Origin of the sequence: Oscillibacter sp. 1-3, assembly GCF_000403435.2 — a bacterium.
GTDB lineage: Bacteria > Bacillota > Clostridia > Oscillospirales > Oscillospiraceae > Oscillibacter.
Genome location: NZ_KE159709.1, coordinates 339,277 through 365,074, shown reverse-complemented (window position 1 = coordinate 365,074; position 25,798 = coordinate 339,277). Strand labels below are relative to the sequence as shown.

Genomic DNA, 25,798 nt, shown 5'->3' with positions numbered 1-25,798 from the left:
ACACATCCCTATCGCGCCCAAACGTATGCCGTATCTCCCGCGCAGCAACAGGCATGACTCTTATCTGAAAGATCCCCCTCGGGGAAACGACCTCCTCTCTGCAACTATGGCATAGGCCGCCAAACTTTTGGCGGCCTATGCCCATTTGACAGATCACCTGCGTATATGGTTAACAAATATGCGTTTCGCATACAGACGGAATACGAGGGGGGCTGCGTATGCCCCGTCCCTGTGTCGTCAGAAAACTCCTTCTGTCCCCGCTCCCTTCCATACTCTCCGAAGATTCTTTGCCGTCAACTTCTCCAGTGAGGCATAGCCAGAGACTCGATGCATTTCACACTCAAGTCCGTGTATTTATCTGAGATTGGAAATGTCAAGAGTAAATGCGAAAAAAATATAAAAAATTTTTGAGCGTGTCAAATCAGGGCGGCGACGCACTCCCTGAATAGCATTTCAGACGTTTTCCAGCCCAATATTTTACGCGGATAATTGTTCATCCATTGTTCGGCCTGTACAACCTCCGCGTCGGTCACATTGCCGAAATCGGTTCCCTTTGGGAATGATCGCCGAATCATTTTATTTTGACATTCATTTGACCCGCGTTCATAGGACGAATACGGGTGGCAGAAATAAACCTTTGTCCGGTTCAAAGTCTTTCGGAGGGCGGACCGCTCCAGCCGGTCCACGTCGGCAAATTCGCCACCATTGTCAACGGTGATTGTCTGAAAAATCTTCCTGAACAGAACCGGCCCGTATTTCCGCTCGATACGGTCCAACGCCTTTATCACGCTTTCTGCGGTTCTGTCTTTTATCCGCATAATGATTTCCCGGCGGGTCAACCGCTCTGTTAAGACGAACAGGGCCTTTGACCCGTCCTTTTTGCTGTAAACCGTGTCCCCCTCCCAATGCCCGAACGTTTCCCGCGTGTCAACCTCCGCCGGACGCTTTTCGATACTGTCCCCCCGCGGCGGTCGCTTCATGGTCTTAACTTTTTTATAGGTCCGTTTCCTTTTCGGCTTTTCCGGCAAGTCTGCATTTGTCAGAAAGCGGAAAACGCCCTTTGTTATGTAACTGTAAAACGTGCTTACGCAAATAGAGGTTGAAAACGTCTTTTCCTCCAGCTTGATCGACGCAAGCGCGGCGGCGGGGGAATATCCGTCCTCCAGCACCTTCTTTTCCAGATAGTCCGCAAGTTCGCGGTCGTTCCCGATTTTCAGGCCAGCGCCCTTCCGCCGCAAATTCTCCTGATACTTCCGTTCCGCTTCGTCCGGGTTGTACCGCTCCTCTTCCGTCCAGTCCGAATTGCGGTGAATCATACGGGCGCGTTTCTTCTCCCGATAGATCGTACTTATATGTACGTGTAATCTGTCCGCTATTGCCTGCGGCTTCTCCCCGGCCAGCAACGCGGCTTCAAGTTTGTATCTGTCCGTTTTTGTCAGGTGACTAAAGCAATGTCCCATAATATACCCTCCATGACAGCAGAACCCGCCCCGCCGCAAAGCAAGGGCGGGTTCCTGTTTTTTCGACATGGAAAGTATAACATTTTGCCTATACTAACGCAAGTATAAATTCTGATTATTCGCGCATTAGTAACCATTCGACGGAAACGCCCAGCACGTCTGAAAGCACCGAAAGTTCATAATCTGTCACAAATCGCGTTCCGATCTCAATTCTTGAAATGCTGTCCCGCTCCATGATAACCCCCGCCACTTGCAGACGGGCCGCAAGGTCCGCTTGTGTGATTTTTGTTCTGGCGCGCGCTTCCCTCACCCGGTCGCCGCAAAGGTTCTTCCGCCCCTTGTAATCATAAATTTTCATTTGTTGCCCCTCCGATGTGTGTTAAAGTTCAGATTCATTCTTGACATTAGCACGCATTCCAGCAATAATTGTGTTAAAGGTCAGAACGCCAGCGGTCCTGGCGGTCCGGCCTCAAAAAACAAAAATGCCGCCCGCTGTCAATGGGCGGCGGAACGGAGGATTCCACATGAAGCAGTTTCTTTCCCTTTTCCTTTTGGCGGCGCTGGTTTTATCCCTTGCCGCCTGCGGCGCGGTGGTCGATTATGACACTCCCAAATCCGGCGAATTGTCCGCCGAATACGATTTTTACCGGGATTCTCAATCGCCCCTTGCTTCCGGTATGGCAATCACCCCCGAACAGGCCGACGACGTTTTTCTTGTCCTCGTTTCCTGCGGCATGGACAGCAAGGTTTCCAACGTGACCCGCAAGCAGGGCGACGACGGACATTGCACCGTTTCCAGCGGGTTCAGCACATATGACGTATATTACACGAACGGCGTTGTTGACCGCGTGGACAAGGGCGGCGAAACGTTGTACCCGGCCCCCGCCGTTCCCGCCGACGACAACCCCTTGACGGCCTGCGCCCTGATCGTGAAAGGCGTTGAAAGCGGGACCGGCGAAAAAATCGGCGAATATGCGTTTATTGAAATCAGCAAAGGCCAGCTTGAAACTGTTACGGCGGAACAATACAAAGATTTCGCCGAAACTGTTGTAAAAGATAGCGGTTATAACTGGGTGGCGATTGTCTGCGACGACGGAACGGGGATTTGCTTCCCCGGCTCCATGTACTACGTCGCCCAATATGGAAAACAGGACGCGGACGGCGGAATTCTGGAAGTCGCCGGAACGATCACGCTTGACGAAAGCGGCGGTTATACTTACGAACCGGTCGAATGATCTTACATACGGAAGAAGCGGCGGGCATTGCGCCCGCCGCTTCTTTTTACGATTCAAACGCCCGCCCGATAATAAAGCGGGCGTATATATCCGCTATATCCTGCAATGATTCCACGCGGGAAAAGTCCTGTCCGGCGCACGTCGCTTCGTAAATGGTCCCATAGAACGCGGCCCGCTTCCTTGCCGGTTGCGCTTCTATGATTTCCCGGACCCGCTCGAACGTGCCATTTTCCATAACCGTTTGAAGCCGTGTTCGCTCTTCTTCCAGTTCCGCCGCGTCTTTTACAGCTTCCACGAAAGCCGGGTGAAAGGTCACTTTGCATTCGTTCACGCCTGTTCCCCCCAATTTTCCCCGATTCCCGCCGCCGCGTCAAGCGTCTTTTCGACCCACTCATTCAAGGACATTCCCGCCGCTGTCGCCGCGGCAATATAGAGTTCCTTTTTTCCTTTCTTGACCGCCGGATAAATTCGATCATAGCTTTTTTCGTAATACCGGCGCTTTGCGTCTGTCGCGGCTTTCCCCCGCGGAGTTTCATATTTTCCGGGCATTTTTGCCACCTCCGTTTCCGCCCTCCATTATAACACGCTTTTTATACTAACGCAAGTATAAAAATTACACATACTAACGTTAGTATATTTGTGCAATTTCCTATCTTGTGTTTATACTAACGTTAGTATATAATCATAATCAGAAAGAGGGAAACACAAGCCGCCCACCTGCCTGGGCGTTAAGAATACGGCGGGGGTCAACCTTACGGACCAACACGAAAAGGGGGCCGACACGGCACAAGGTAGCTTCAACAATTCGTTTAATATATGGAGGTAATCACATGAACACTTTTGAAATCGGCAAGGAATATTATTCCCGTAGCATTTACAATCACGATTGCGTTTTCACCATCAAGATCACCGGGCGCACCGCTAAAACCGTTACTTATGAGTATATGGGCGAATCCCGGCGTTCTAAAATCCGGGTTGATGATTCCGGCGAATATATCCAGCCTGATCGGTACAGCATGGCCCCCATTTTCCGGGCCGAACGTGAGATTCAGGCGGAGGAAGCCCCCGCCGCCGCGGAGGAAACTGCCGCCGCTCCCGCTCCCGTCGCGGAGGACGCGGCCCCCTCCAAAGTCGTGACAATCTCACAGCCCGCCGACGACGGTTCCGTGATCGTGATGATCGGTCAATCCGTCGAACGGAATTGCGGCGCTTGCTTCCCCATCGAAAGCGGAACGGTCGTCGGTTTCATCGACGTTCCCGACGGCGTAGTTATCCGCGGCGGCGTGTATGCCCTGATTCGCTGGGACAACCGCCGGGACCGTCCCGAACGGGTCCGCCTGTCCGACATTCACCGCCGCGGCTGGCGCTCCGCGAACGGTTCCCCGCTGGGCGTGTTCGTCTGCTGATACTTTACCGGGGCGGCGGCTCCCGCCGCCCCTCTATCAATTATCAATGGTGGTTTATGAAATGTGGATTGATTGCTATACACTTCCAAAGAATCAGGGTATTCGTTGCGAACATTGCGGCACATATATTCGGAACGTCTTTGTCTTTCATTTTGACGACGGTTTTTCCCTGAAATGCGGGGTCGATTGCTTTAATAAGCTTGTGAAGAAAACCAACCTTTCCCAATACGGCGCAAAAGCCCTAAAGAAACAGGCGGACCGCATAAAATCTTTCAATGATATGCGCGAAAAATGGACCCGCTGGCAAACCCCGGAGGAAGCGGAGGCCGACGGCTGTTTTCAGCGTATAGAGGACCCCGACAAGCCCGGTTTTTGGCGCGTCCGCACGCAATCGGAATTTGAAGAGGAAAAAAACTTTATTCTGAACGATCTTATCCCGTACAGAATCAGCGAAATTCAAAAGGAAACAAAAGCCCGCTTCAAAAATATTCGCATGAAGCAAGATTGACCGCCGCGCCGGGTCCACACCGCCCGGCGCGGAAATTTTTTTGAAAAACTTTTTGAAAACCCCTTGACTTTATACTAACGTTAGTATATAATAATAGACAGAAAGAGGGAAGCACAAGCCGCCCGGTTGCCGGGGCGTAAAGTTCGGCAACGGCCAACCTTACGGGCCGACACGAAAAGGGGACCGACACGGAATATCTTTATAGGGGGTTCTTCTTATGACCTTACGCGAAACCGCTTCCCAGCTTCATTCTCTTTCTGTTGACGGATTCTTTAACCGTCAAAAAGTCACCGTCCGTTGGCTTGAAGATTATATTTCGACAATGCTTGTTCGGGCCGGTGGTGATTCCCTTGTAATGGAAATCGCCCTTCCCGACGGCTGGTGGCACTTCACGATTCACAAATTCAAGAGCGGCGGCAAGATCGGCTTTGACTATACGATTCCTGATACCCGCGAACAGGAAGCGCGCATTCTCTCCGATTTGTGGGACCGCTACAATCAGGGTTCCCACAAGTAGCATTCAGCGCCGGGCGGCTTCGTCCGGCGCAAATTTTTTCAAAAAATTCTGGATTTCTCTTGACATTATACTAACGTTAGTATATAATAATTCTTGTAAGGCAAGGGAACAACCCTTTACGAAAGGAAGTGAGGTAATGGAAGAGGGCATGACAAACGCCGAATTCGACGCTTTCCTTGAAACCCTCGCCCAGCTTATTGAAGCAAAGGCGACAACGGTTAAGGAAGCCGCTGATCTTGTCAGGGACAAGAAAAGCAAGTAAAAAGGGATAGCGGCCCCGGTCAAGGTTCCCGCTATCCCAGCGCAAAAGGTAGGCCGGAAGCCTTACTCCGGCCACCTTGATAATAACAGGGTAGTGTGAAAAAATCAAGGCTTGCAGAAAGAAAGGGCTTATAATTATGTTCAAGATTCCGAAAAAGTATCAACCCGCAATCAAAGAAGTTTACAAAGATGAAGATGGCGTGTGGTGTAATCTAAATGACGGGTGGGTTCACGGTGTCGATGGAACGCACGTTATCCATTGCGAAACCTATACCGAACTTCTTTCCGAATTCCCCGATATTCGGAAAGACGACGCTTGACCCGCCAACACAAAAAGCCCGCCGGGGCGAATCCCGGCGGGCTTTCATTCTGTCCGAATCGGACAAGTTTATTTCAGGTTCCCGGCAAAATGGTTCCGGGTTCGGCGTTCAGCTTTGCGGCGATTTCGTCCGCTTCCTGCGGGGTCAGGCGAACGACGTATTCCGGTTCGATGTACGCCGCAAGATTTCCGTTCGTCCCCCACGCCTTTTTTGCTTCCTCCAGCGCGCTTTCGATCAATCTTTCAATATCCTTTTGGCTGAAAAGCAGTTTCAGCACGGCGGGGATTCTCTGATAAATCCAGTCAGACACGGCGGCAAGTTTAAGTTTGCCGGTTCCGCCGCCGAATTCCTTTTCAGCCTTCGTCACAAGGCCGAAAAGAATCTTTTTCAAAACCGCCGTTTCGCCGCGCTTGACAAGAACGACGATCAGGGCAAGGAACGTAAGGACAACCAGCACGCTGTCCCAATTTGCCAGCAGAAACGCAATAATCTTCATGTCACTTTCTCCTTTCAGCCAATAACGGAACAGGCGGATTCAAGGACCCAGCCCAGCCCGTCAATATGTACGCCGCATTTGCGGCCCGGATAGTAATATTTAACCGTGAACGTGCCGTTCACGGTCTTTCCCTGCCCGTTCCCGTTGCTGTCCCGGTACAGGTGGCCGGAATACTGGACCCGCGCACCGACGCGCATTTTCGCCGCCGTGGTCCCGCTCCCGGCGGAGGTTCCGCCGATGGCTTGCACGTCCGCCGCGTCAACCCAGCCGTAAACCGTGGACCCGCCACCGGGTTCCGCTTTAAGCTGGTAAGGGTGTTTCCCTTTATATGTCCCGATCACCCTTGCCGTTCCCGGCTTGCAGGCGGGGCCGGTCGCCGCGTTTGCGCTGGTGTAGTGTTTCGCCCCCGTAAACCGCACCACGTCGCCCACGCTGAACGCCAGCGCCGCGGAGGTATCGGAGGACCCCCCGGACGCTCCGGGCCGTCCTGCGGGCGCTGTGGCGCTCCCTGCGGGCGTTTCCACCGCCATGTCATAGGTGATATACGGCAACTTTCCGTGTTTCGTCCATTCCCGCCCATTCATACCGGCAATTTCTCCGATATTCAGGCACGCCGTCACTTGAACACGGTTCAGGAAAGCGGGCGAACATTCGATCACCTTTCCGCCGCCGATGTAAACGCCGATATGACCTTTCAGCCAGACAGCTTCCCCCGGAACGATCTTCCTGAAATCGGTTGAAACGTCCTTGCAAACTTTAATCATGCCGTCGGCCCCAATATCAGGCACGCCGTTTTCCTTGTATTTTGCGCCGCCGTAGGTTTTGGACGCGTCGCCGGTCCATCCCCAAAGAATCCCCTTGATTAAGCAAACGCAATCGAACCCGAAAACGGGCGGGTTTTTGTTTGCCGCGGCTTTAATCATTGCGGTTCTTGCAGGATTCTTGTTATAGCTGTGATTCTCGCAATACCGGGACACGTTCGCGCCGGTCAGGGGCGCACCAAAGCACCCCATAACGTACAGGGTCGCGTGATTGTTCACAACGTCCTGCAATTTCTTGATGAATTCAGAAGCGTTCATTTTCCCCGTTCCTTTCCCGTCTGCGGGGCTTCCAGCCCCGCCCGTGTCATTTGACCCGCCGGACGCTCCGGGCCGTCCTGCGGGCGCTGTGGCGCTCCCTGCGCCGTCGTATGCGGTCAGACTGTAAGATTCTATAATCTGAATCAGCTTTTCCGCGTATTGCGGGTCTGTGGCGTAGCCCGCCGCCTTGATCGCTCTGCAAGCCGCTTTATAGTCCCGCTCCCCGATAACGGCTTTATACCGGGCCGCGCCGGTCAGCAAAGCCGAATGATCGGCGACGCTCTCCGCCCAGCTATCGTAGGCGCGAAAAAGCGCCGTGATCGTGGTAAATGTCGCGCCGTCGTAACATTCTTTTGTTTGCGCGCTGTAAACCTTGCCTTTCCAGCTTTTACCGGCCTTGATACCGAAAAGGGCGTTTGCCTTGACGGTCAGGCCGGATTTCCCCCAGCCGCTTTCAAGAATCGCCTGCGCGATTGTCAGCGACGCAAGAACGCCGCTTTTCTCCATGTCTGCGGCGGCAAGCGCGCCCACCCGCTCGATGAAGTCTTGATGTTCCTTTGTGATTGCCATTGTTGCCCTCCTATGGCTGAATATTGTTCAGGTCAACGGGGATTCCGTCGGTTTCTTCCGGGTTTGCCTTTTTGATCTTCACGACGTTTTCGGCCTTTGCTTTCCACGAATAAAAGCCGATTGCAACCGCCGTCGGCGTTCCGATATACGCAAGGAAAACCCCTAATTGCGAAATGTCGATTGTCACCGCCCAAAAGCCCAGCCCGAACCCGGCAAAATAGGTCAAGAGGACCGCCGAAAGAAAGAGTTTTGAAAACTCGATCTTTCCGGCGGTCCTCTTTTCATCCCCTGCGGCGTTCGCGGCCCGGCTCCGCGTCCTGCGGCGCTTATTGCTCCGCCGCCGCTCAATCAGCACCACGGCGGCAACTCCGCCGATCAGCCCGGCGGCAACGCTGAATAGATAGCCCATGCCGCACCGCCTTTCCGTCAATCCGGGTCGTTCTTGTGGTCCGTGATTTCGTCCAGACGGTCCAGCCGCTTGTGGGCCTGCTTTGCGGATTCTTCAACGGCGGTCAGGCGGGAAATGATTTCCGTATTCGTCCGCCGCTGTTCTTTTTGCTCCGCCTTGATTTCGTCCGTGTTGGCCTTGATGTACCCAATTTCTGTAAGAACGGTTGCGTCGTTCTTTGCTTCGTCCGCCGTGTCCGCGTGCTTGTTCCTGTTAAAAGCCGCATACCCGAACACGATAGCGCAAACCGTAGAAATCACGCTGATAACCGGCAAAAGTTCGTTCATGGTCGTTTACCTCCCGCAAAAGAAATCTTTATACACGCTTTTCAGGGAATACGGGGCCGGGTCAGGCGGTTCCCCGCTTTTCCCGAACACGGCGCATTCATACGCCCAAATCAGCCAGCTGGCCGTATCCTCCGCCCAAATCGCAAAGGGCATAATAAAGAACCACAAAAGGCCGAACGCCGGGCAAATCTGCCCCAGCACGTTCCCCGGCTGATTTGTATAGTCCCAAACCCCCAGCCCCAGCCAAAGGTTCAGGACGCACCCCGAAACGAATTCCACGGCAAGCACGATCAGCGCCCCGATCACCGCTTGCACGATAACCGGGGCGCGGAAGAATCCGGGCCGCTGATTGATTGCCCCCACAAGGACCCCGCAAAGCCCGCCGACAATCAGCATGGACGGGTGGGAATAGCCGCGGAACATGGTTTCAAGGGCGACGTAAGCCGCCCCTAAAAGCGCCCAAAGGGTCAAAACGCGTTTCATGCGCCGTCGCCCCCTCCCGCCGCGGCAATGATCGCCGCCATGCTCTTTTTCAGGTCCGCGGGCAGTTCTGCGCCGTACTTGATGGAATCCAGTTCGGCAAGGTCGGCCCGCGAAATCCACGCGTTTACATGGTTGCAATAGGTCCGGTGATAAAACACGTGGGCCGTCGCCGCCTGCGCCAGCGCGGTGAATTCCTCCGCCGGATACATACGGCAAAGTTCCCCGTCGGCGTGGTAAGGGACCGCCGCGGCCCCCTCCTTTACCGTCTGCGCTTGTGCCATCAGTTCTGTTTGGTCGTGTTCGGTCAGGCTGTAATGGGACCCGCCCACGTCAACCCCGGCGTAAATCGCCGCGGAACACTCCGCGCCGATCTCCTGTTTCTTCACGGCGCGGACCTGTTCAACGTCGTTCCAGTCGGCGGGCGGCTGGATTCCCAGCCGCTCCAGCCGCATTCCCCGGATACTGTCCTCTCTGTGCTGAATCATTCAAAGTTCCCCCCTACCGACGAAATAAAACAGTCGCCGACGGCCTCGTTCCGCTTTACCTTGATACGGAAGTTAAAGCCCCATTCGGCGGCGGTCTTTGTGGTGTTGCTGAAAAAGAATTTGCTTCCGCTGTTGACGGCCTGCGTCACGTCCTCCCACGTGGGGGAAGCGTCGTTGCCGTTGTTGCAGGCTTCAACGGTAAATTCGGCCCCTGCGGGAATCTGCCGGGCAACGCTCATGATCGCCTTTGTAACCGCGTCGTCGGTCGCAAGCGGGGTCGCAAGCTGAAATTCGATTTCCGAAACGTTCTTGCTGAACGTGTATGTCCGGTCAGCGGTCCCGCCGGTCCCGTCGTCTGCGGTGATCGTCAGCGTGTGGGACCCGTTAGCAAGCTTCACCCATTCCGCCGCCGTCAGGCTGAACGAATATTCTTTGCCGCTTGTGGCGGTATAGGTCCGCTTTACGGTCCCGTCGATTTTTTCCGTTACGGTCAGCGTTTGCCCGCTGTCCTGATCGGTGACGGTGTACGCCTGCGAAAACGCCCCGGTTTTCTCTCCAAGGTTCGTATTCGCCCCGCTGATCGTGGGCGGCGTATTGTGGGTAACGGCCCGCGCCGGGCTGGTGGTGTATGCGGATTCCGCGCCGTTGTTGTCGTATGCCTTGACCCGGTATGCGACGGTTTGCCATGTCGCGCTGGCGGTATCGGTATAGGTCCGGTTGATTCCCTTGTAAACCTGTCCCCAGCTTCCGTCGTTGGTTTTCCGCTCCAAAATGTACCCGGACACGCTTCCATCTTCATCCGTGGAAATTCCCCACGTAACCGCAACGTTCTGCCCGCTCAAAATCTGCGCCGGTACGCTGATACTTCCGGGGGCGGACGGCGCACGATTCCAGATGATTGTATATGCGCCGTCAGAATCCGGGTTATCAGATACCAAGATTTCAGATTTTAGATTACAAAGCGGGCGCGCGCCCCCGCTGCCGCCGTACGCGTAGTTCCAGTTCAACGCGCCGGAGGAATTGACGCCGCGGACGTCGGACGAATTCGACGCGTAAGCGTCGCAAAGCCAATAATACCACGCCGAATTGACGTTGAAACTGCTGTTCGTGTACTCGCTTTTCGATACACATTCCGCCGTCGGCTTTGCCTGCCGGGAAGCGTCGTTCGTGAACAAGGCCAGCTTGCTTCCGCACGTTACGTCGCCGGTCAAGCCCGCTTCCGTGCTGGACATGAAAAAGATTTTGTCAACGCAAGTTTCCGTTCCGCCGCCGTCCACGCTTGCCTTGCCGACGGTGTGCGTGGTGTTCAGCAAGGCCGCAAGGAAATTCGCGGAGAACCCCGCGAGAAAGCCCGCTTCCGCGTCGTATTCGTTGTAATTGCTCCATACGTTGGCATTCGTGGGGGCCGCGTCCGCGCTGTGCTGTGCGCTGTACCATTTACCCGCCGCCGCTTGACTGTTCAGCCATTGCCGGATATTCGAGTAAATCCAGCGGTTGTTGCCGTAAGAACGCCGGTTGCTGTCACTGCTTCCCGCTTCGATAGCGTCAAAGCATTTCAGCGAAATAATGCGTTCCGTAATCAGGGTGACGGAATTCGCGGGATAGCCCGCGTGGTTCTTGTCGGCAATCTTCCAAATGATCGGTTTGCCGTTGTAAAGCGTGCCGGTGTCCTTGACAAGCGCGCCGACGGCCAGCGTGCTAAGTGCTTGTGCCATTATGCCGCACTCTCCTTTGAATAGATTTCCGGGAATAGGTTCATGTAAAGTTCGTCCATTTCCCGGATAAGGTGATAACAGTTGCCTTTTTCTGCGTGGCTCCGCCAGCTTCCGTAAGATTGTTCAACCTTTTTCAAGGTGATTTTCCCGGAATCCAGCAAATACCGTTGTTTCTTTAACTTTTTCTGTTCATTGCTCTTGCTTGACCTCCTAACTTTCCGAATCACCTTGCCCGTTTCGGTCAAATATGTATGGAATCCAAGGAAATCAATACCGTTCCGCAACGGGAAAATGTTCGTTTTCTTGTTCAAAGAAAGCCCCAGCCCGGCAACATACTTTTCAATCTCTTTCCGGCAATACTGCAAGTATGCTTTGTCCTCATGTATCAAAAAGAAATCGTCCATGTAGCGCCCGTAACACTTGATTTTTAGCTTTTCTTTGATGAAGTGATCTAACCCGGACAGATACATAACCGCGAACCATTGTGAAGTTTGGTTCCCGATATGAATTCCGGGGTCCGGCGTGCTGTCAATGATTAAGTCGATCAGCCACAAAACGTCCGGGTCCTTTATGAACCGCCAGACCATCTTTTTTAATGGGTCGTGCCGAATCGAATAGAAATATTTTGAAATGTCGCATTTCAAAACCCATCCGTCGGCGTATTCGGCGGGCGAAAGCCGCGGCAACCCCTCCTCCCGGCTTTCCTGCTCCGCCTGTGCTTTTCTGGAAAAGTAATAGGACCGCATGAAGCTTTCCAAACGGTAAAGCCCGTCATGGGTCCCGCGCCCGCGTTGTGAAGCGTAATTGTCACGAATGAAACTGCTTGCAAACGCGGGTTCTAAAACATTGTCACATAAAGAGTGCTGAACAACCTTGTCTTTGAACGCGTTTGTCATTACAACGCGTTCTTTCGGCTCATACACCTTGAAAACGAAATATTCCGACATGGTGTATGTTTTGGTTTTCAGCAATTCAGATAAAAGGGAAAGGGCCTCCAGCAAATTCGCTTCAAACTTTGCAACGCTGGGTTTCCCGCGCTTTCCCTTGCGGGCTTTCAGGAACGCCGCGTAAAGGTTCCCGAAATCGTACACCCTTTGAAAATCGCTCATTTGCTCCATAAATGGAAACTCCTTGCCGTGTATAGAATCAGCGTTGCGGCGGGCGCAATGCGCCATGACAACGCTTCATCATCGGACCACGCGGCGCGCCCGCCGCGTGGCGGAAGCCGGTTCCCGTGGGCCTTGCTTCACCAATCTTGTATTTACCCCCGCTCTCTCACCGCGGCGGCGGGATATACCTTCCTTTGATAGTGGTCCTCTGCTTTCGGCCCTGCGGCTTACTCGTTCGCGGTGTTCCACCAAAGCGGGCGCGCGCCCCTGTTGCCGTTGTACGCGTTGTTCCAGTTCATCGCGCCGGAGGAATTGACGTTGCGGACGTTGTACGAATTCGACGCTACAAGGCATACCCCAAGAAAAGCGCCGCCCCGTTAGTAGGGCGGCGCGCTTCTCCGTTGTGTTGTGACCCGCTCCCGATCTTTCTTCCGCCAGCTTGCCGCCATCCGCTTTACTTCGACGACGTAATTTGTCCATGCTTCGCATTGCGCTTTTGAAATCAGGTTGTTTTCAAAGGAAATTTCAATCAGAAACAGAACCGTTTTACACTTTGTAAGCGCCTTTTTCTGTTCGTACCGTCGTTCCCTGAATTCCTGCGGGTCGGATAGATCAAGTTCGTTCGCTTCCTGTATGTGCTGGAAAATATCAATCACAAGGTCTTGCAGGCGATTCACGACGGTAAACCGATACTTTTTCGGAAATCGCCGGTCATTCGTCATTAAAAACGTGTGCTTGACTAAATCTTTCGCCTTTGTGATTAAAATAAATTCGTTTTGCTCCCCGTTCCGGGGCGGATTCCCCATTGTAAGCACCGCCTTTCGCGGATTTCTTCAACCTCCGCCGGGTCGCCCTCCCACGTGAACCCGTGTTCGGTAACGGTAAGAACCGCCCGGCTCCCGGTGTAGGTGGTCCCGCTGATCGTCAGCACGTCAGCGGCCCCGCACCGTTCGCAAGGCGGTTCTATTTCCGTAAACAGGTTCCCGATCAGGCAGGATAATTCCCGCCGGGTACACGCGTATTCCGTCAACATTCAATCCGCTTCCTGTCCGCGTTCCAAATGCCCTTCGTCAGAACGATTCCGTCCAGAGAATCAAAGGACACAAGATACGGATTGCCGGTGATATTGTTAAAAATACCGTCCTCCACGCGGGCAACCCGGCTTTCAAGGCTTGCAACCGTGGCAAGCGCCGCCGCCGCGTCCGCCGCCGCCTGTGCCGCCTGTGCCGCGCCCGCGGCCCACGCTTCCCGGTCTGCCGGTGTAATGTGTACGTCGGTATCTTCTTTATGTTCAATCAGGCCGGAAATAGCGGTGTTGATATTCTCCATATTTGCGTGGCTTACGTGAATATCGCTGTTGTTGACGTGATTGTTCAGGTCGGTTAAATCGGCCTTTTTGTCAAACGCGGTCTTGTGGGCCGTCTGCGATTCATCGTGTTCCCGCAAATCCTTTTTCGTCGCGGTGATCGCGTAAGGGTCCACGATAAAGGTAATTGCGCCGGTGTTGGAAATCTCAATGTGCATAAGCATTTCGATTTCTCCCGCCGCGCCGCTGGTAATGATAACCTTTTCCGTGTCCGGGGTATTGCAAACGGCAATCATGTTTCCCTCTTCGTCCTTTACGCACATTTCCCGGATAGTCCAGCCGCCTACGTCCGACGGGATCACCGCCAGAACGTCAATGATGTTCGGGGAATCCGGGTTGACGGTTACGCTGTTGACTTTCCCGCTCCACCGCTCATTCTTCAATTCCGTCATGTCCGCCGTGGGCTGGTAGTAGTAGCCGCCGCCGTCGCCCACCGCAAGGGTCGTCAAATTGATTTGCTTCCCCTCCAGCACCGCGTCCCGAATCAGGAATGTTCCAAGGTCGGTTACAATGGTTCCGAATTTCTTTTCATCAGGCATTTTTTACCCCTCTTTTCTGAATGGTTGAATTTCCAGTTTCCACAAATGCCGGGTATATGCGCCGGTCAGCACCCCCGCACCCGCGGTCAAATGGTTAATTACGAACGGTTCGACCTCGATTCTCTGTGCGCCCTGTGTGTATGCGCCGATCAGGGTTTTCCCGTTTGCCGCGACGGATTCAACCAGCTTCGGCCTGATCTCCAGCCGCCGGGCGTACTGCGTATAACCGCCGATCAGGGACCGCGCTTCCGCCGTCATGTTCCGGGTCAGGAACGGGCGGATTTCAAGCCGCCGCGCAAGGGTCAGCGCGCCGCCGACAAGGATTGTCCCGCTCGTTTCGATGTTCTCCGCAAGATAAGGCCATACCTCCAGCCGGGTTCCGATAGAGTGAATTCCGCCGACATGAACCGTCGTTTTTTTCTCCATCTTGAACCGTACAGCTTCCAAATGGGACCGCAAATTTTTATAGAATATGACCCGCTCCAAAACCGCCGCTTGCTGTGCCGCGGTTACGCCGTTTTCTGTGGCGTTGATAATGACCCGGAACGTGTACGGGTCGCCGCCGTACTCAAACCATTCTTCAACCTTTGTTCCGGGGAATACGGCCCCCAGCGCGGTTTCGACGGCGTATTTTGTCCCCAGCCGCCGGTGAATCTTCACGCTGTCCTTGATTGTCTGCCGTTTTACCTCTATCGGGTATGAATGGTCGTACCAGTCAACGTGTAAGTCATAGGCCAGAATATCAAGGGTCTGTTCGTCCAGTTCGTCAATGCGGGCGTAAATGATATTTTGCCGGATTTGCTTTGCGGTGATCTGTAATTGCTCCGCTATGGCCCGGCCCAGCGCGTTGATCTCCGGGTCGTCTTTCAGCGGCGGAGGAAGCGAACGGGTGAAGTCAACGGAACAAATGTCGTAATCATTCACGTTCCGCACCCCCGTTCCGAACCGTCGTTTCACCGATCACCGCAACGGCGTTATCGGCGACGGCGGCGAATACGGGGGACCGTACTTCAACGCGCTTTGCGCCCGTCTGCATAAGCAGGGCGGTTAAATAGGACGGGTTCACGTCCCGCCCCATCTTTGCGGCCTGCCAGCGCCGATACTCGGCGACGGCGGCGGCGACGTTCTGTGCCACCGCTTCCGGTCCCAATGCTCCGCCCGTCTGCGTGTAGTATGTCACGTCGATGTTATACGGGACCGTTTCAGGGGCCGCGACGGTAACATGATCGGTCAGGGGGCGCACCTTGTCCGCGCTCAAGGTTTCCGAAACGGCTTTCAATGCTTCTTCTCCCGGCAATTCTCCGCCTGCCAGCAGAACCCGCACATCTACTTCTCCCGGAACGGGGGAAGTCGCTTTCACGTCCACGATCAGCGCCGACGCGCTCTTTGCGTAATACTCATATCCCCCCAGCGGCCCGGCGGTCGAAAATGTTTCCATGCTTTCGCGGATACGGTCATAAAAGGCCGCGTCGCTTTCCCGGTCGGCTCCGCCCGCGCTTTCGGTGATGTTCTCGACCCGCTCGAAATACGGGAAAATATCAACCAGCTTTGTAATCTGCCCCGGAACAAAGCCGTTCCCGATCTGTCCGGCGGTCAGGCATTCCGCCGCAACGTCCCCGGTCAATTCCCCCGCCGGGATGGTCAGCGCGTTCAGCGTCGCAAATACAATTTCTTCCCCCGCCGATACGCGGGTTCCTGCCGGAACAACGGTCGCCGTGTCCAGCGCCATTGACCGCGTGAACCGAAATGTCGTGCGGGCCGCTTCCGGCTCCAGCCGGTAAACGTCCTTGAAGAGTTCAGCAAGGGAATCTAAATATTCCCCCTCCGCATACCGCGGCAAATTCTGTTTTGCTGAAAAGTCGATGTTGACCCGCTCTTGAATGATAATGTCGGCAATCCACAAAATGAAAAGCCGCGCCGGGTCTGCCGGGTACAGCGTCCGCCCGGTGAACCGCTCAAACGCCCGAATCAGGTTGTTTGTCAGCGTTTCCGTGTCCGTGTCCACAAAGGAAATTTCCGGGTAGCCCCTAACGTTATCCGTCAATTATGTTCACCTCCACAATCGGAATCAGCGCGCCCGGCCTGTCGCCCAGCATAAAGTCCACGTTTTCAACCTCCGCCCGCGGCTCGTATTCCTCTATTGCGTCTAAAACTTCCGAAATCAGGATAGGCTGGGCGGATTGAATCGGTTTGTCGATAAATCGTTGTGCCAGCCCAAAGCCCCGGTCAAGGGGAACGGAGAATTTCGGCGTTGAAATAATCATTGCGACGTTTTGCAAAACCTCTTCAACCGTGGATTCCGGCGCAAGGTTTATCTTTTTCAGGCTGAACGCCTTTACCACATAGGCCATATGTCGCCGCACCCCCTATCGTGCCGCATAAGAATTCATTGTGACATTGACCGACGCAACCAGCAGATTTCCCCGGTTGTCGTACCGTTCAAGGGAATTTGAAAGCTTCGTAATGACCCATTTGTTGGTTCCGTAGGCTTTCGGGCCGATCACAAGGCGGTGGACCTCTCCGCGGCGCATAGCTTTAAGCAAATTTGAAACCTCTGTAATCGGGTTCACCCCTAAAAACACGGAAAAAAACATGGAAAACGACATGGATTCCGTATCCTGTCCCGTGAATTCTAAAAGCGGTTCTTTCAAATGCCGGTCGTGGGTGGAGTATTTCACCCCGCTTTCCCATTTCAGGCCGTCAAAGGTTTTGACCGTCTGCCGCGAAACAGAAAAGGTAATATCCCCCCAGCTTCCGATAATCGCCATTCGCTCAAATCCCCCCTATCACGAAACCGTCGCCGTCGTCCCGCGGAATGTAAATGCAAAGCACAAATTCCCCTTTCTGCGGCAACCACGGCTTTACAATCAAGTCGTGTTTATGGCTTTCAAATGCCGGGTATCCGCTCCCGCCCGATTCAAATTCCGTTCGGTATGGGGCGTAATATTCGGGAATCCAAGGCGGATTTTTCAGCACCTTTAATTCCCCGGAAACTATCGTTTCTCCTTTGTCCTCAAAGATAACGCGGGCCGTCCGTTCCTCCACATTGACAGAGGAAACCCAGCCCGTCCGCACATATTTTTTAATACGTTCAAATTCAGGTCGTCCATTTAGTAACCCTCCAGCACCCGGCGCAAGGTAATATCGGTCTTGTAACCTCCGCTTTTGGAAATGCTGTGCGTCGCGGTTTCGATGATGTACTTTCCGTCGAACGCCCCATAGCCGGAAACCTCCACCGTTACCCCGGCAACCAGCCGCGGGTCCCCGGAAAGGCTGAACGACGCTTTATACTCCGATTTGTTCTTTTGCCGTAACCGCTTCATAGCAAGCTGGCGGGCTTCCTCGCGGGTCGAAACCTTTTCGTTTACCTCCAGCACTTGCCCGGATTTATCCGCCCCCCGCGGCGTGTATGTGTATTCTATCGTCGTTTTCTGTTTCGGGTCCGTATAGGACACGTGACAGCTACTAAAAGCCGCGTCGTGCAAACTGGTGGAAAAGGACCAGCGCGACACGTTCGCCGCTCCCTCTTGAATCACCATGACCGCGCCTTTTTGCTCATAGTCTGCCGCGTCGAACAGGACGATCATTTTTACGGTGACTTTCAGGGAAATTCCCGCGTTTTTACAAAGGCGCTGTAAAAAGATTATGTCGGATTCCTGCATTTGCTCTTTCCGGTCGTAAAACGGGTCTGTTGATGATTCAAACATACAGGCAAGCCCGTTTTTCCCCGCGATTTCATTTGCAATCGCCGAAAGCTTGATTTTCTCCCACGCCTTAGTTTTTTTCTGCGTCCGGGCGGCTGTCTTATAAGGGATTGACCCGGCCTTGATATTGACTTTCGCCGGGGGGCCGGACCCCTCCACCGTGTCAACCTCGAACGTTCCGCAATCCAGCACCCGGTCTTTCCCGGTCGATTCCCAATTTTTTTGAATGATAACGGCGGAAACCTCCGCGGATTTCCCCGCCGTCGCATTATTCAGCCAGTTTCCCAGCCAAATCCATTCACGATCTGCAAGGGATAGTTGCAAATCGTCCGCTTTGTCCTCTTCGTTGTCCGTGTAGGTCATGGAAAGCAAATCCCGGTTAATGTCCGCGGTTACGTCCGTACCGTCCAGAATCAGCTTGATTTCTGTTCTTCGTGCGTTCATCCCTGCCCCCTCTTCCACGGCGGCAAGCCGCCAGCAACCCGCGGTTCGGGGTCAGGGATGTTCAGCACGATTCCCGCCGGGAAAACGAAAAGGCGGCGGAATTCCGGGTTTGCTTTTATGATCTTGTCGGTGTATGTTTCGTCGCCCAGCGTTTTATAGGCGATACCGTCCCACATATCCCCGGCAATGGTCGTATAGTTAGTCATAGGCCCGCCGCCTTTCGTCGTCCGCCCTCTGGCGGTCCCGTTCCTCGATTTCCTGCAAAAGTTCTTCATCATGCTTCCGCAAGATTTCTTCAATGTCCTGCGCCTGTGCGTCGTTCCCCACGTGGAAAACCGGCGCGCTGTGGATGACAACCGATCTTTGACGGTCCGCCGTCGAAAGCGTCGGCGGGTTCACGTCCGGGGCTTCCGCTCCCACGTTTGCCAGCCGGTACTGCTGGAAACCGCCGTTCCCCGTCAAGGTTTTTGCCATGCCTGCAAGGTTCGTGAATATTTGCCCGGTTTCTGCCGCCTTGAAAACGGTTCGGTTCCTGGCGTTGGTGATAAGTTCCGCGCCCTGTTCGCCCGCTATGAACGTGTCAGGGGTCCGGGGCGTTCCTTTTGCGAATTTCGGAATCAACGGAATATTGATACCCTTCCCGCCAACGCCGGGGACCCAATCGGGGATTTTTAGCTTGTTCAGCCCTCCGATCAGGCCGTTTATAATGTCAATAATTCCGTTCATTGCACCCTTTGCAATGCCCTTGATCGCTTCCCATACGCCGGAGAAAATGCCTTTTACGCCCTCCCAAACGCGGGACCAATCGCCGGTAAATACCCCAGCAAACACGTTCAAAAGCCCTTGAATCGCGGTCAGCACGCCGCCGACAACGGTTCGGATAGTTTCAAGGCCCGTTCCAATCAGCCCTTGAATCGTAGGCATAAGGGCTTGAATTATCCCCATGACGGCGGTTGCCACCGTCTGAAAGATTTCCCAAATGCTTTGAATAACCCCCGTGATCGTGGGTCCCCACTCGACAAAGGTTTGTGCAATTTGCGGAAGGACTGTCGTTACAATGAATGCGAACAGTTCTTCAATAACAGGTTTTACGCTGGTGTCAATGAACGAAATAAACTGCCCGATCACGCCGCCTACCGTCTGCATGATAGAAACGAACGTGTCGAACACGGCAACGCCCTGTTCGCCGAAAATTCCGTTGATAAATTCCCGCGCGCTTGCAAGGTTGCCGTCGCTGAAAATGCCCTTGATCGTGTCGCCGATGTTGGTTATTACACCAACGATATTATCAAAGACAGCAACGCCCGCCGGACCGAAAACCCGTTCAATCAGGTTCCGTATATCGTCTAAATGGTCCCGGAAAATCTGAACGGCGGCAATAATCAGGCCGATCACGCCGACGACGGGCAGAATCTTTCCAGCAATTCCGCCGAACGGCCCCAAAATGGCCCCGCCCAGCTTTTGGAGCGGCGCAATCAGGTTTGTTACCTTGCCGAACCCCTTTGCAACCACTCCGCCGATCTTCCCCAGCGGTCCGGCGGCAATCTTGCTTCCCGCTCTTGCGAAAATGCTTGTCACCTTGCCTGCGGCTCCGCCTGCAAGTCCGTCGATACCGGAAAACGCTTTAGAAAATAGCCCGCCTGCGGCTCCGCCGATACCGGAAAGCAGATTTCCGATCTTCGTTCCGCTGAACAGGCCGGTAAAGGCGCGGCCCACGCCGCCCACCGCGTTCCCGATTCCGCCGAAATAGCCGATCACATTTTTTGCAACGCCTTTCAGCGCGCCGGAAAAGCCCCGCGAATTGACGCTTGCAAGGGCGAACATGGTTTTCAAGAGGGTAAAGCCCTTTTGAACGGACAGAACGCCGCCTTTCAGTTCCAGAAACGCCAGCTTTCCGGTCAGTGTCGCCGCCTTGAATGCCAAAAGCCCGGCGGTGATCTTCACGATTTGTTGAATCAATTCCGGGTTTTCGTTGATGAATTGTGTTAGTTTCGTTACAAAGTCCGTGATTCCTTGCGTTCCCGCTCTGAATGTAGGTAAAAGCGCGTCGCCGATTGCAATTTGCAGGCCGTCAAGGGCGGATTTTAGCAAGGTTATGTCGCCGTCTAAATTGTCCAGCTTGATTGCCGCCATCTGCTCCGCCGAACCTCTTGCGTTATTGATCGAATCGGACAGCTTTTGAAAATCTTCGTCGCTTGCATTGACAATGGCCAGCATACCGGCGAACGATTCCTTGCCGAAAATTGCGGTTGCCGCCGCCACCTGTTCATCTTGAGATAAGCCGCCTAAACTCGACCGCAAATTGTCCACCAGTTCGCGGAACGTTTTCATTGACCCGTCGGAACGGGTCAGACTGATTCCGTAGCGGTCCATATAGGTTTTCATTTGCTTTGTCGGCTTTGCCATGTTCGCAAGGGACGTTTTCAGGGAAGTACCGGCAACGTCTGCTTTGACCGTCGCGTTCGCCATAAGGCCGATTGCCAGCGACATATCTTCCACGGAATACCCTAAAGCACCCGCGACAGGGGCAACCTTTTGGAAGGTTGCCCCCATCATTCCGACGTTTGTATTCGCATTACTGGACGCTTGCGCCAGCACATCTGCAAACCGTTCTGCGTCGTCTGCTTTCATTCCAAATGCAGTTATCGCGTCTGTCACAATGTCGGACACGGCCCCCAAATCTTCCCCGGAAGCGGCGGCAAGGTTCATAATACCCGGCAATCCGTCAAGCATTTGCTTTGTTTCCCATCCCGCCATAGCCATGTATTCAAGGGCTTTCCCGGATTCAACGGCTGTAAACTGCGTTGTTGCGCCCATTTTTTTAGCAAGGTCAGTCAGTTCCGCCATATCGCCCGCAGACGCGCCCGAAATGGCCTGAACCGACGACATTTGCGCTTCAAACTCTGCGGCTTTCTTGACCGGCCCGGCGTACAGCGCCGCACCCAGCGCCGCCGCCGTCCCGATCACCCCGCCAAGCTGGGCTTTTGTCTGTGAAATTGCTTCGTTGTTTTTCTGAATCGCTCCGTTCAGCCGCGCCAATTCCTCTTGACCGTTTTTCAGCCGGTCATAACTTTTCGCCAGCCGTTCGTTTTCCTGTGCCAATCGGGACGTATCAACGCCCGCGTCGGAAAGTTCGTCGCCCAGTGTCCGCAAGCGGGCTTCCTGTGCTTCGATTTTTGCGGTTGTATCGGCAATCTGCCGTTCGTTCCGCTCCATAGCGGCCCGCAATTTCTCCGACGGCTGTTCCGTTTGACTTAATTCGCGCTGTAATCGGTCATGCTCTGCGGTCAGTTGTGCCAGCTTTTGCCGGTTCGATTCAAGGGCGGTTGACTGTTTCTTGAACGCGTCGATCTTGCCGGTGGTAGAATTTAGCTTCTTCATCGTATTTTGCAGTTGCCGCGTGGTACTGATCGCACCCTTGAACGCCGCGTTGAAGTTTCCGCCCAAAGACGCTTGTAATTTGAAGAGTAGTTCGTACTCTTTTCTTGAACCAGCCAAATTCTCACCCCCATTTTGGACATAAGAAAGGGAACCACCCGCACTGGGTGATTCCCTTAAATAATCATCTCTTAAATTTTACGGCCTAAAATGGTTGATTATCTCAAAAAAGCCTTGATTTACGGGCATACAAGCAGGATTTCAAGCAGAATTTACTACCAATTTACTACTTTTGAGGGAAAGAGCCTTGATATGCCGCCCGGAACCCTGCAAGCCCAAACACCAGCACACAGCATTGAGAAAGAATAAATGAAAACTGAATACGACGCAAACGCGGCGTTTCTCTATCCCTACACGGGAGAACAGGAACGCCGCTTTTTTTATGCCCTCATGTTACGCAGTAGGGGCAAAAAGAGCCTTGCTACAAGCGGCTTTACGGGCGCGTTTTTAACAGGGACAGGGATTTATACCTAAACCCGGCAAAACGGCGTTCTATCGCGTAACAAATCCACAACCAAAGGAGTGATGAAGCTATGGCAGTTTTCCGAGTGGAGCGCAACAAGGGCTATACCGTTATGAGCAACCACCATTTACGCAACAAGGAACTGACCTTAAAGGCAAAGGGGCTTTTGTCGCAAATGCTGTCACTTCCCGAAGATTGGGACTACACCCTTGCGGGGCTGTCACAGATCAACCGGGAAAGTATCGACGCTTGTCAGCGCCAGTGATAAAATGTAAGAAAACGCCGAGGAAAAAATGTAGTTTAGTGGCGGAGGTGAAGGGAAAAAGATAGACTCCCAATCAGGGCGAGAAAGAGCCCGGAAAGGGAGTCAGAAAATGAAAGGAGCACAGTGGATGGATATCCGAAGCGACAGACAAAAAGGGCTGAGCTATGTGGAGCTGGGACGGAAGTACCACATGGACCCGCGGACGGCAAAGCGGTACGCGGAATCGCCGCAGAAGCCGGAGTACACATTGAGCGAACCCAAGCCAACAAAGATGGACCCGTACAAGCAGATCGTGGACGAGTGGCTGGAAGAGGCGCCGTATTCAGCGTTGCGGATACTGGAGAAGCTGCGGGAGATGGGGTTTGACGGAGGTTACAGTATTGTCAAGGCGTATGTGAGCAGCCGGAAGATGGACTTGAATGAGAAAGCAACGGTGCGGTTTGAGACGATGCCAGGAAAGCAAGGGCAGATGGACTGGGGATTCTTCGAGGATCACCTGGTATACGAGGACGGAAAGTGGAAGAAGCTGTACTGCTTTCTCATGATTCTGGGGTACTCAAGGATGCGGTACATCGAATTTGTCACAGATATGAGCACAAACACGTTGATACGGTGCCATCAGAACGCGTTTCGGTATTTCGGAGGCTACCCGGAGGAGATTCTGTACGATAACATGAAGCAGGTAGTCATCAAGCGGCTTTTGAAGCAGGAGGACTCCACACTAAACCGGCAGTTTGAGGACTTCGCGGGATTCTATGGATTCAAACCCATCCTGTGCCGGCCATATCGTGGTCAGACGAAAGGAAAAGTGGAGCGGACGGTGCAGTTTGTGCGGGACAACTTCATGGTCGGGATCAAGTACAACAGCCTGGCAGATTTGAATGGACAAGCCTTGGCTTGGTGTAATAAGGTCAATGGCAAAGTCCATGCCACCACCAACGAGATTCCCTTTGAACGGCTGCAAAAAGAGGGGCTGAGTCCTCTTTCCCGTGAGTACATCATCGACAAGATCAACCTTAGGCGGGTACAAAAAGACTGCCTCATCTCATACGCCGGGAATCAGTACTCCGTGCCAGCGGAGTACATCGGCAAAGATGTGGCAGTCGTGGCCCTCGACAGTATGCTGGCCGCCTACTATGAGGGAAAGCAGATCGCTCTGCATCGAATATCGTATCAAAGGAAGGACATGGTTGTCAATCCTCAGCACTATAGAAGGATTACGCTGAAACAGACAATAGATGCGGAAAATGTTCTGCTGGAACAGGGCAAAGTAATAGATTTCCCCTTGAAGCCCTCCGATTTATCCAGATATGACGAGGTGCTGTATGACTGAATTTACTATGGACAGGCTGAGGGAAAACCTGGAAGCCCTTAAAATGAAAAACACCCTGGAGATTCTGGACAACTACCTGGAACGGGCGGTGGCGGACAAGCTCAACATTGTGGAGGTTTTGGATCACATTTTCTCAGAAGAAGCCAAATCCAAGCGGAGACGGGCCTATGAGAAGCAGATCCAGATGTCTGGCTTTCCCATTAAGAAAACCCTGGACGACTTCGATTTCTCTTTCCAGCCCTCCATCGACAAGCGCCAGATCGATGAGTTGGCTACCATGCGCTTCCTGGAAAACGGGGAGAATGTGGTCTTCCTCGGCCCGCCCGGCGTGGGCAAGACCCATCTGGCCTCCGCTTTGGGCCTGGTGGCGGCACAGCACCGTTTCTCCACCTACTACATCAACTGCCACCAGCTCATTGAACAGCTCAAGAAGGCCCATTTTGAGAACCGTCTGCCGGACAAGCTCAAGGTTCTGGCCAAGTACAGGATGCTCATCATCGACGAAATCGGCTACCTCCCCATGGACATCCAGGGTGCAAACCTGTTCTTTCAGCTCATTGCCAGGCGGTACGAGAAAACATCCACCGTCTTCACCTCCAACAAAACCTTCTCCCAGTGGAACGAGGTCTTTGCCGACGTCACCATCGCCTCCGCCATCCTGGATCGTGTACTGCATCACTGCACCGTTATCAACATCAAGGGTGAGTCTTACCGCCTGAAGGAGCGCAAGGAATTTATGCGCCAGAAACAGCAAATCGTAAATACTCTTTTCCTGCAAGGAAATAACTGATTCTGTTACCCCCCCCCCGCCGAAAAACTACAAAATTTCTTCGGCGTTTTCTTACAATTTCAAATTGGCGTTGACACCCGAAAGAGGATATGAGCATTTGATTGTCTGTCTTGTCCGGGTTTTCGATATAGTCAAGGGCTTTGCTCAAAGTGCTTTTAACAGGCTTAATCTTTGTAACCGCCATATTTCCGCAAGCACCCCCTTGATTTCCTCTATATCCTCTTTGTAGGCGTTCCCCGTCGCGTTTACGCGACGTGCGATCTGATTGACATTGACCCCGATCTTCTGTATCTCCGCTGTCATTGCCTTTATGTCCGTGTGGTCTACTTGGATAATGTACCCATCAATGGCGATTTTGCGCAGATATGCCGCCATGTTGTTTGTAGGGACGAGCTTCATTTTTTCCTCAATCAATTTTCGTTCTTCCTCTGTCACATAGAATTTGACTTGTACCGTCCTTTTCCGTCCGTTCATGGGTTTTCGCTCCTTTCCGTTCTCATAGAGGGTTTGGGACACTTCCCAACAAGCCATTTCTGACCGACAGGGCGGGCAGAAATACGGAAAAGGGTACTCTTTTCCTATGCTTGCTACGAAAGTTTCTCCTACTACCTACAACACCCAAAAAACGGTTTTGCCAAACTTCTACAAAAGAAAAACGCTGCAATCTTCAAAAGATTACAACGCTTCTCAAACCGTATTCAGTTGTGCGCTGGACGTTTATTCGTCCCCTGTTTCGACTTTCTTAATCTCTTTTGCCGTTGCGGTAATAATCTGCAATCCCGTATCACTTATACCGTCAAGCAGCGTTTCAAGCTGTCTGCGCTGCGTGGACTTACTTGCGACCTTATCCGGGAAAAAGAACTGATCTACCGAAATGTCAAAAAAGGTGCAAAGCTCATACAGCACTTGCAGACTTGGGTGTTGCCCCTCATTTTCTATGGAAACAAGGTAACGGGGAGCTAAATTCAGCTCATGCCCCAATTTCTTACGGGAATATCCCGCTGCTCTGCGTGCTTTCTTTATGGCTTGCCCGAAAGCCTTGAAATCGTACACAAATTCGACTTCTCTTTTCATTCA

Annotated in this window: 31 protein-coding genes and 1 pseudogene; 8 read left to right on the top strand and 24 right to left on the bottom strand. The window is 53.3% G+C overall.

Annotation, left to right across the window (positions count from 1 at the left end):
- Positions 1–416 precede the first annotated feature (416 nt).
- Both C816_RS14345 and C816_RS14340 read right to left on the bottom strand, forming a co-directional pair.
- A complete protein-coding gene (locus tag C816_RS14345) occupies positions 417–1,460 on the bottom strand; it encodes an IS30 family transposase (protein WP_016323123.1) in 1,044 nt (347 codons plus the stop codon).
- A 115-nt stretch (positions 1,461–1,575) separates the two neighbouring features.
- Complete coding sequence (locus C816_RS14340) at positions 1,576–1,818, bottom strand: helix-turn-helix domain-containing protein (protein ID WP_016323122.1); 243 nt, start codon at positions 1,816–1,818, stop codon at positions 1,576–1,578.
- Between the two features lie 166 nt (positions 1,819–1,984).
- Here C816_RS14340 and C816_RS14335 point away from each other — a divergent pair, with 166 nt between their 5' ends.
- Positions 1,985–2,695, top strand: a complete 711-nt coding sequence (locus C816_RS14335; RefSeq protein WP_016323121.1) for a hypothetical protein — start codon at positions 1,985–1,987, stop codon at positions 2,693–2,695.
- Between the two features lie 46 nt (positions 2,696–2,741).
- Here the strand turns inward: C816_RS14335 and C816_RS14330 are convergent, their stop codons facing one another.
- Positions 2,742–3,026, bottom strand: a complete 285-nt coding sequence (locus C816_RS14330; protein WP_016323120.1) for a hypothetical protein — start codon at positions 3,024–3,026, stop codon at positions 2,742–2,744.
- 499 nt (positions 3,027–3,525) lie between these two features.
- On the opposite strand from C816_RS14330, the gene C816_RS14320 reads away from it, so the two are divergent.
- The 4 genes from C816_RS14320 (at position 3,526) to C816_RS25360 (ending at position 5,388) form a co-directional block, all read left to right on the top strand.
- Entirely contained in the window at positions 3,526–4,101 is a 576-nt protein-coding gene (locus C816_RS14320) for a hypothetical protein (RefSeq protein ID WP_016323118.1), read from the top strand.
- Positions 4,102–4,147: 46 nt separating this feature from the next.
- Complete coding sequence (locus C816_RS14315) at positions 4,148–4,609, top strand: hypothetical protein (protein WP_207636932.1); 462 nt, start codon at positions 4,148–4,150, stop codon at positions 4,607–4,609.
- Positions 4,610–4,826: 217 nt separating this feature from the next.
- Positions 4,827–5,126 carry a hypothetical protein gene (locus tag C816_RS14310; RefSeq protein WP_016323116.1) on the top strand — a complete coding sequence of 100 codons (300 nt, stop codon included), beginning with the start codon at positions 4,827–4,829 and terminating at the stop codon, positions 5,124–5,126.
- Positions 5,127–5,262: 136 nt separating this feature from the next.
- Positions 5,263–5,388: a hypothetical protein gene (locus C816_RS25360; protein ID WP_016323115.1), complete on the top strand. Its 126-nt coding sequence runs from the start codon at positions 5,263–5,265 to the stop codon at positions 5,386–5,388.
- 392 nt (positions 5,389–5,780) lie between these two features.
- Here the strand turns inward: C816_RS25360 and C816_RS14300 are convergent, their stop codons facing one another.
- From C816_RS14300 to C816_RS21935, 19 genes are all read right to left on the bottom strand, one after another.
- Positions 5,781–6,203: a hypothetical protein gene (locus C816_RS14300; protein WP_016323114.1), complete on the bottom strand. Its 423-nt coding sequence runs from the start codon at positions 6,201–6,203 to the stop codon at positions 5,781–5,783.
- A gap of 14 nt (positions 6,204–6,217) precedes the next feature.
- Positions 6,218–7,852 (bottom strand): glycoside hydrolase family 73 protein, encoded by a 1,635-nt coding sequence (locus C816_RS21950; RefSeq protein WP_016323113.1) that lies wholly within the window; start codon positions 7,850–7,852, stop codon positions 6,218–6,220.
- A gap of 10 nt (positions 7,853–7,862) precedes the next feature.
- Complete coding sequence (locus tag C816_RS14290; RefSeq protein ID WP_016323112.1) at positions 7,863–8,261, bottom strand: hypothetical protein; 399 nt, start codon at positions 8,259–8,261, stop codon at positions 7,863–7,865.
- Positions 8,262–8,278: 17 nt separating this feature from the next.
- Positions 8,279–8,587, bottom strand: a complete 309-nt coding sequence (locus tag C816_RS14285) for a hypothetical protein (protein WP_016323111.1) — start codon at positions 8,585–8,587, stop codon at positions 8,279–8,281.
- 6 nt (positions 8,588–8,593) lie between these two features.
- On the bottom strand, positions 8,594–9,070 hold the full coding sequence (locus C816_RS14280; RefSeq protein ID WP_016323110.1) for a putative ABC transporter permease: 477 nt from the start codon (positions 9,068–9,070) through the stop codon (positions 8,594–8,596).
- Positions 9,067–9,555: a DUF4376 domain-containing protein gene (locus C816_RS14275; protein WP_016323109.1), complete on the bottom strand. Its 489-nt coding sequence runs from the start codon at positions 9,553–9,555 to the stop codon at positions 9,067–9,069. The genes C816_RS14280 and C816_RS14275 overlap by 4 nt, the downstream gene beginning before the upstream one ends.
- Positions 9,552–11,270, bottom strand: coding sequence for a DUF6273 domain-containing protein (locus C816_RS14270; protein WP_016323108.1), 1,719 nt, complete (start codon positions 11,268–11,270; stop codon positions 9,552–9,554). The genes C816_RS14275 and C816_RS14270 overlap by 4 nt, the downstream gene beginning before the upstream one ends.
- Complete coding sequence (locus C816_RS14265; protein WP_016323107.1) at positions 11,270–12,388, bottom strand: RNA-directed DNA polymerase; 1,119 nt, start codon at positions 12,386–12,388, stop codon at positions 11,270–11,272. Before C816_RS14265 ends, C816_RS14270 begins: the two co-directional genes overlap by 1 nt.
- Positions 12,389–12,756: 368 nt before the next feature.
- Complete coding sequence (locus tag C816_RS14260; protein WP_016323106.1) at positions 12,757–13,185, bottom strand: four helix bundle protein; 429 nt, start codon at positions 13,183–13,185, stop codon at positions 12,757–12,759.
- Positions 13,140–13,412, bottom strand: a complete 273-nt coding sequence (locus tag C816_RS23785; RefSeq protein WP_016323105.1) for a hypothetical protein — start codon at positions 13,410–13,412, stop codon at positions 13,140–13,142. Before C816_RS23785 ends, C816_RS14260 begins: the two co-directional genes overlap by 46 nt.
- A complete protein-coding gene (locus C816_RS21945) occupies positions 13,406–14,284 on the bottom strand; it encodes a phage tail protein (protein WP_016323104.1) in 879 nt (292 codons plus the stop codon). Before C816_RS21945 ends, C816_RS23785 begins: the two co-directional genes overlap by 7 nt.
- A 3-nt stretch (positions 14,285–14,287) precedes the next feature.
- Complete coding sequence (locus tag C816_RS21940) at positions 14,288–15,208, bottom strand: phage tail protein I (protein ID WP_016323103.1); 921 nt, start codon at positions 15,206–15,208, stop codon at positions 14,288–14,290.
- A complete protein-coding gene (locus C816_RS14245) occupies positions 15,201–16,289 on the bottom strand; it encodes a baseplate assembly protein (protein WP_242832207.1) in 1,089 nt (362 codons plus the stop codon). The genes C816_RS21940 and C816_RS14245 overlap by 8 nt, the downstream gene beginning before the upstream one ends.
- Before the next feature lie 28 nt (positions 16,290–16,317).
- A complete protein-coding gene (locus C816_RS14240; protein ID WP_016323101.1) occupies positions 16,318–16,635 on the bottom strand; it encodes a hypothetical protein in 318 nt (105 codons plus the stop codon).
- 15 nt (positions 16,636–16,650) lie between these two features.
- The gene (locus C816_RS14235) at positions 16,651–17,052 is read right to left on the bottom strand and encodes a phage tail protein (protein ID WP_016323100.1); all 402 of its coding nucleotides are present in this window, start codon (positions 17,050–17,052) and stop codon (positions 16,651–16,653) included.
- Positions 17,053–17,056: 4 nt separating this feature from the next.
- Positions 17,057–17,329, bottom strand: coding sequence for a hypothetical protein (locus C816_RS24560; RefSeq protein ID WP_207636931.1), 273 nt, complete (start codon positions 17,327–17,329; stop codon positions 17,057–17,059).
- A 65-nt stretch (positions 17,330–17,394) separates the two neighbouring features.
- Positions 17,395–18,432, bottom strand: a complete 1,038-nt coding sequence (locus tag C816_RS14230) for a phage late control D family protein (RefSeq protein ID WP_016323099.1) — start codon at positions 18,430–18,432, stop codon at positions 17,395–17,397.
- On the bottom strand, positions 18,429–18,638 hold the full coding sequence (locus tag C816_RS14225; protein WP_016323098.1) for a tail protein X: 210 nt from the start codon (positions 18,636–18,638) through the stop codon (positions 18,429–18,431). The genes C816_RS14230 and C816_RS14225 overlap by 4 nt, the downstream gene beginning before the upstream one ends.
- Entirely contained in the window at positions 18,631–21,930 is a 3,300-nt protein-coding gene (locus C816_RS21935; RefSeq protein WP_016323097.1) for a phage tail tape measure protein, read from the bottom strand. The genes C816_RS14225 and C816_RS21935 overlap by 8 nt, the downstream gene beginning before the upstream one ends.
- Positions 21,931–22,403: 473 nt before the next feature.
- Here C816_RS21935 and C816_RS14215 point away from each other — a divergent pair.
- The 3 genes and pseudogenes from C816_RS14215 to istB all read left to right on the top strand — a co-directional run.
- A pseudogene (locus C816_RS14215) lies at positions 22,404–22,583 on the top strand (helix-turn-helix domain-containing protein); the annotation flags it as partial.
- Positions 22,584–22,725: 142 nt separating this feature from the next.
- The gene (istA, locus tag C816_RS23780; protein WP_016320838.1) at positions 22,726–23,931 is read left to right on the top strand and encodes an IS21 family transposase; all 1,206 of its coding nucleotides are present in this window, start codon (positions 22,726–22,728) and stop codon (positions 23,929–23,931) included.
- Positions 23,924–24,721 carry an IS21-like element helper ATPase IstB gene (gene istB, locus C816_RS14205; protein ID WP_016320839.1) on the top strand — a complete coding sequence of 266 codons (798 nt, stop codon included), beginning with the start codon at positions 23,924–23,926 and terminating at the stop codon, positions 24,719–24,721. Before istA ends, istB begins: the two co-directional genes overlap by 8 nt.
- A gap of 144 nt (positions 24,722–24,865) precedes the next feature.
- Here the strand turns inward: istB and mobC are convergent, their stop codons facing one another.
- A complete protein-coding gene (gene mobC / locus C816_RS14200) occupies positions 24,866–25,195 on the bottom strand; it encodes a plasmid mobilization protein (RefSeq protein ID WP_016220880.1) in 330 nt (109 codons plus the stop codon).
- Between the two features lie 243 nt (positions 25,196–25,438).
- The gene (locus C816_RS14195; RefSeq protein WP_016323095.1) at positions 25,439–25,795 is read right to left on the bottom strand and encodes a helix-turn-helix transcriptional regulator; all 357 of its coding nucleotides are present in this window, start codon (positions 25,793–25,795) and stop codon (positions 25,439–25,441) included.
- Positions 25,796–25,798 lie beyond the last annotated feature (3 nt).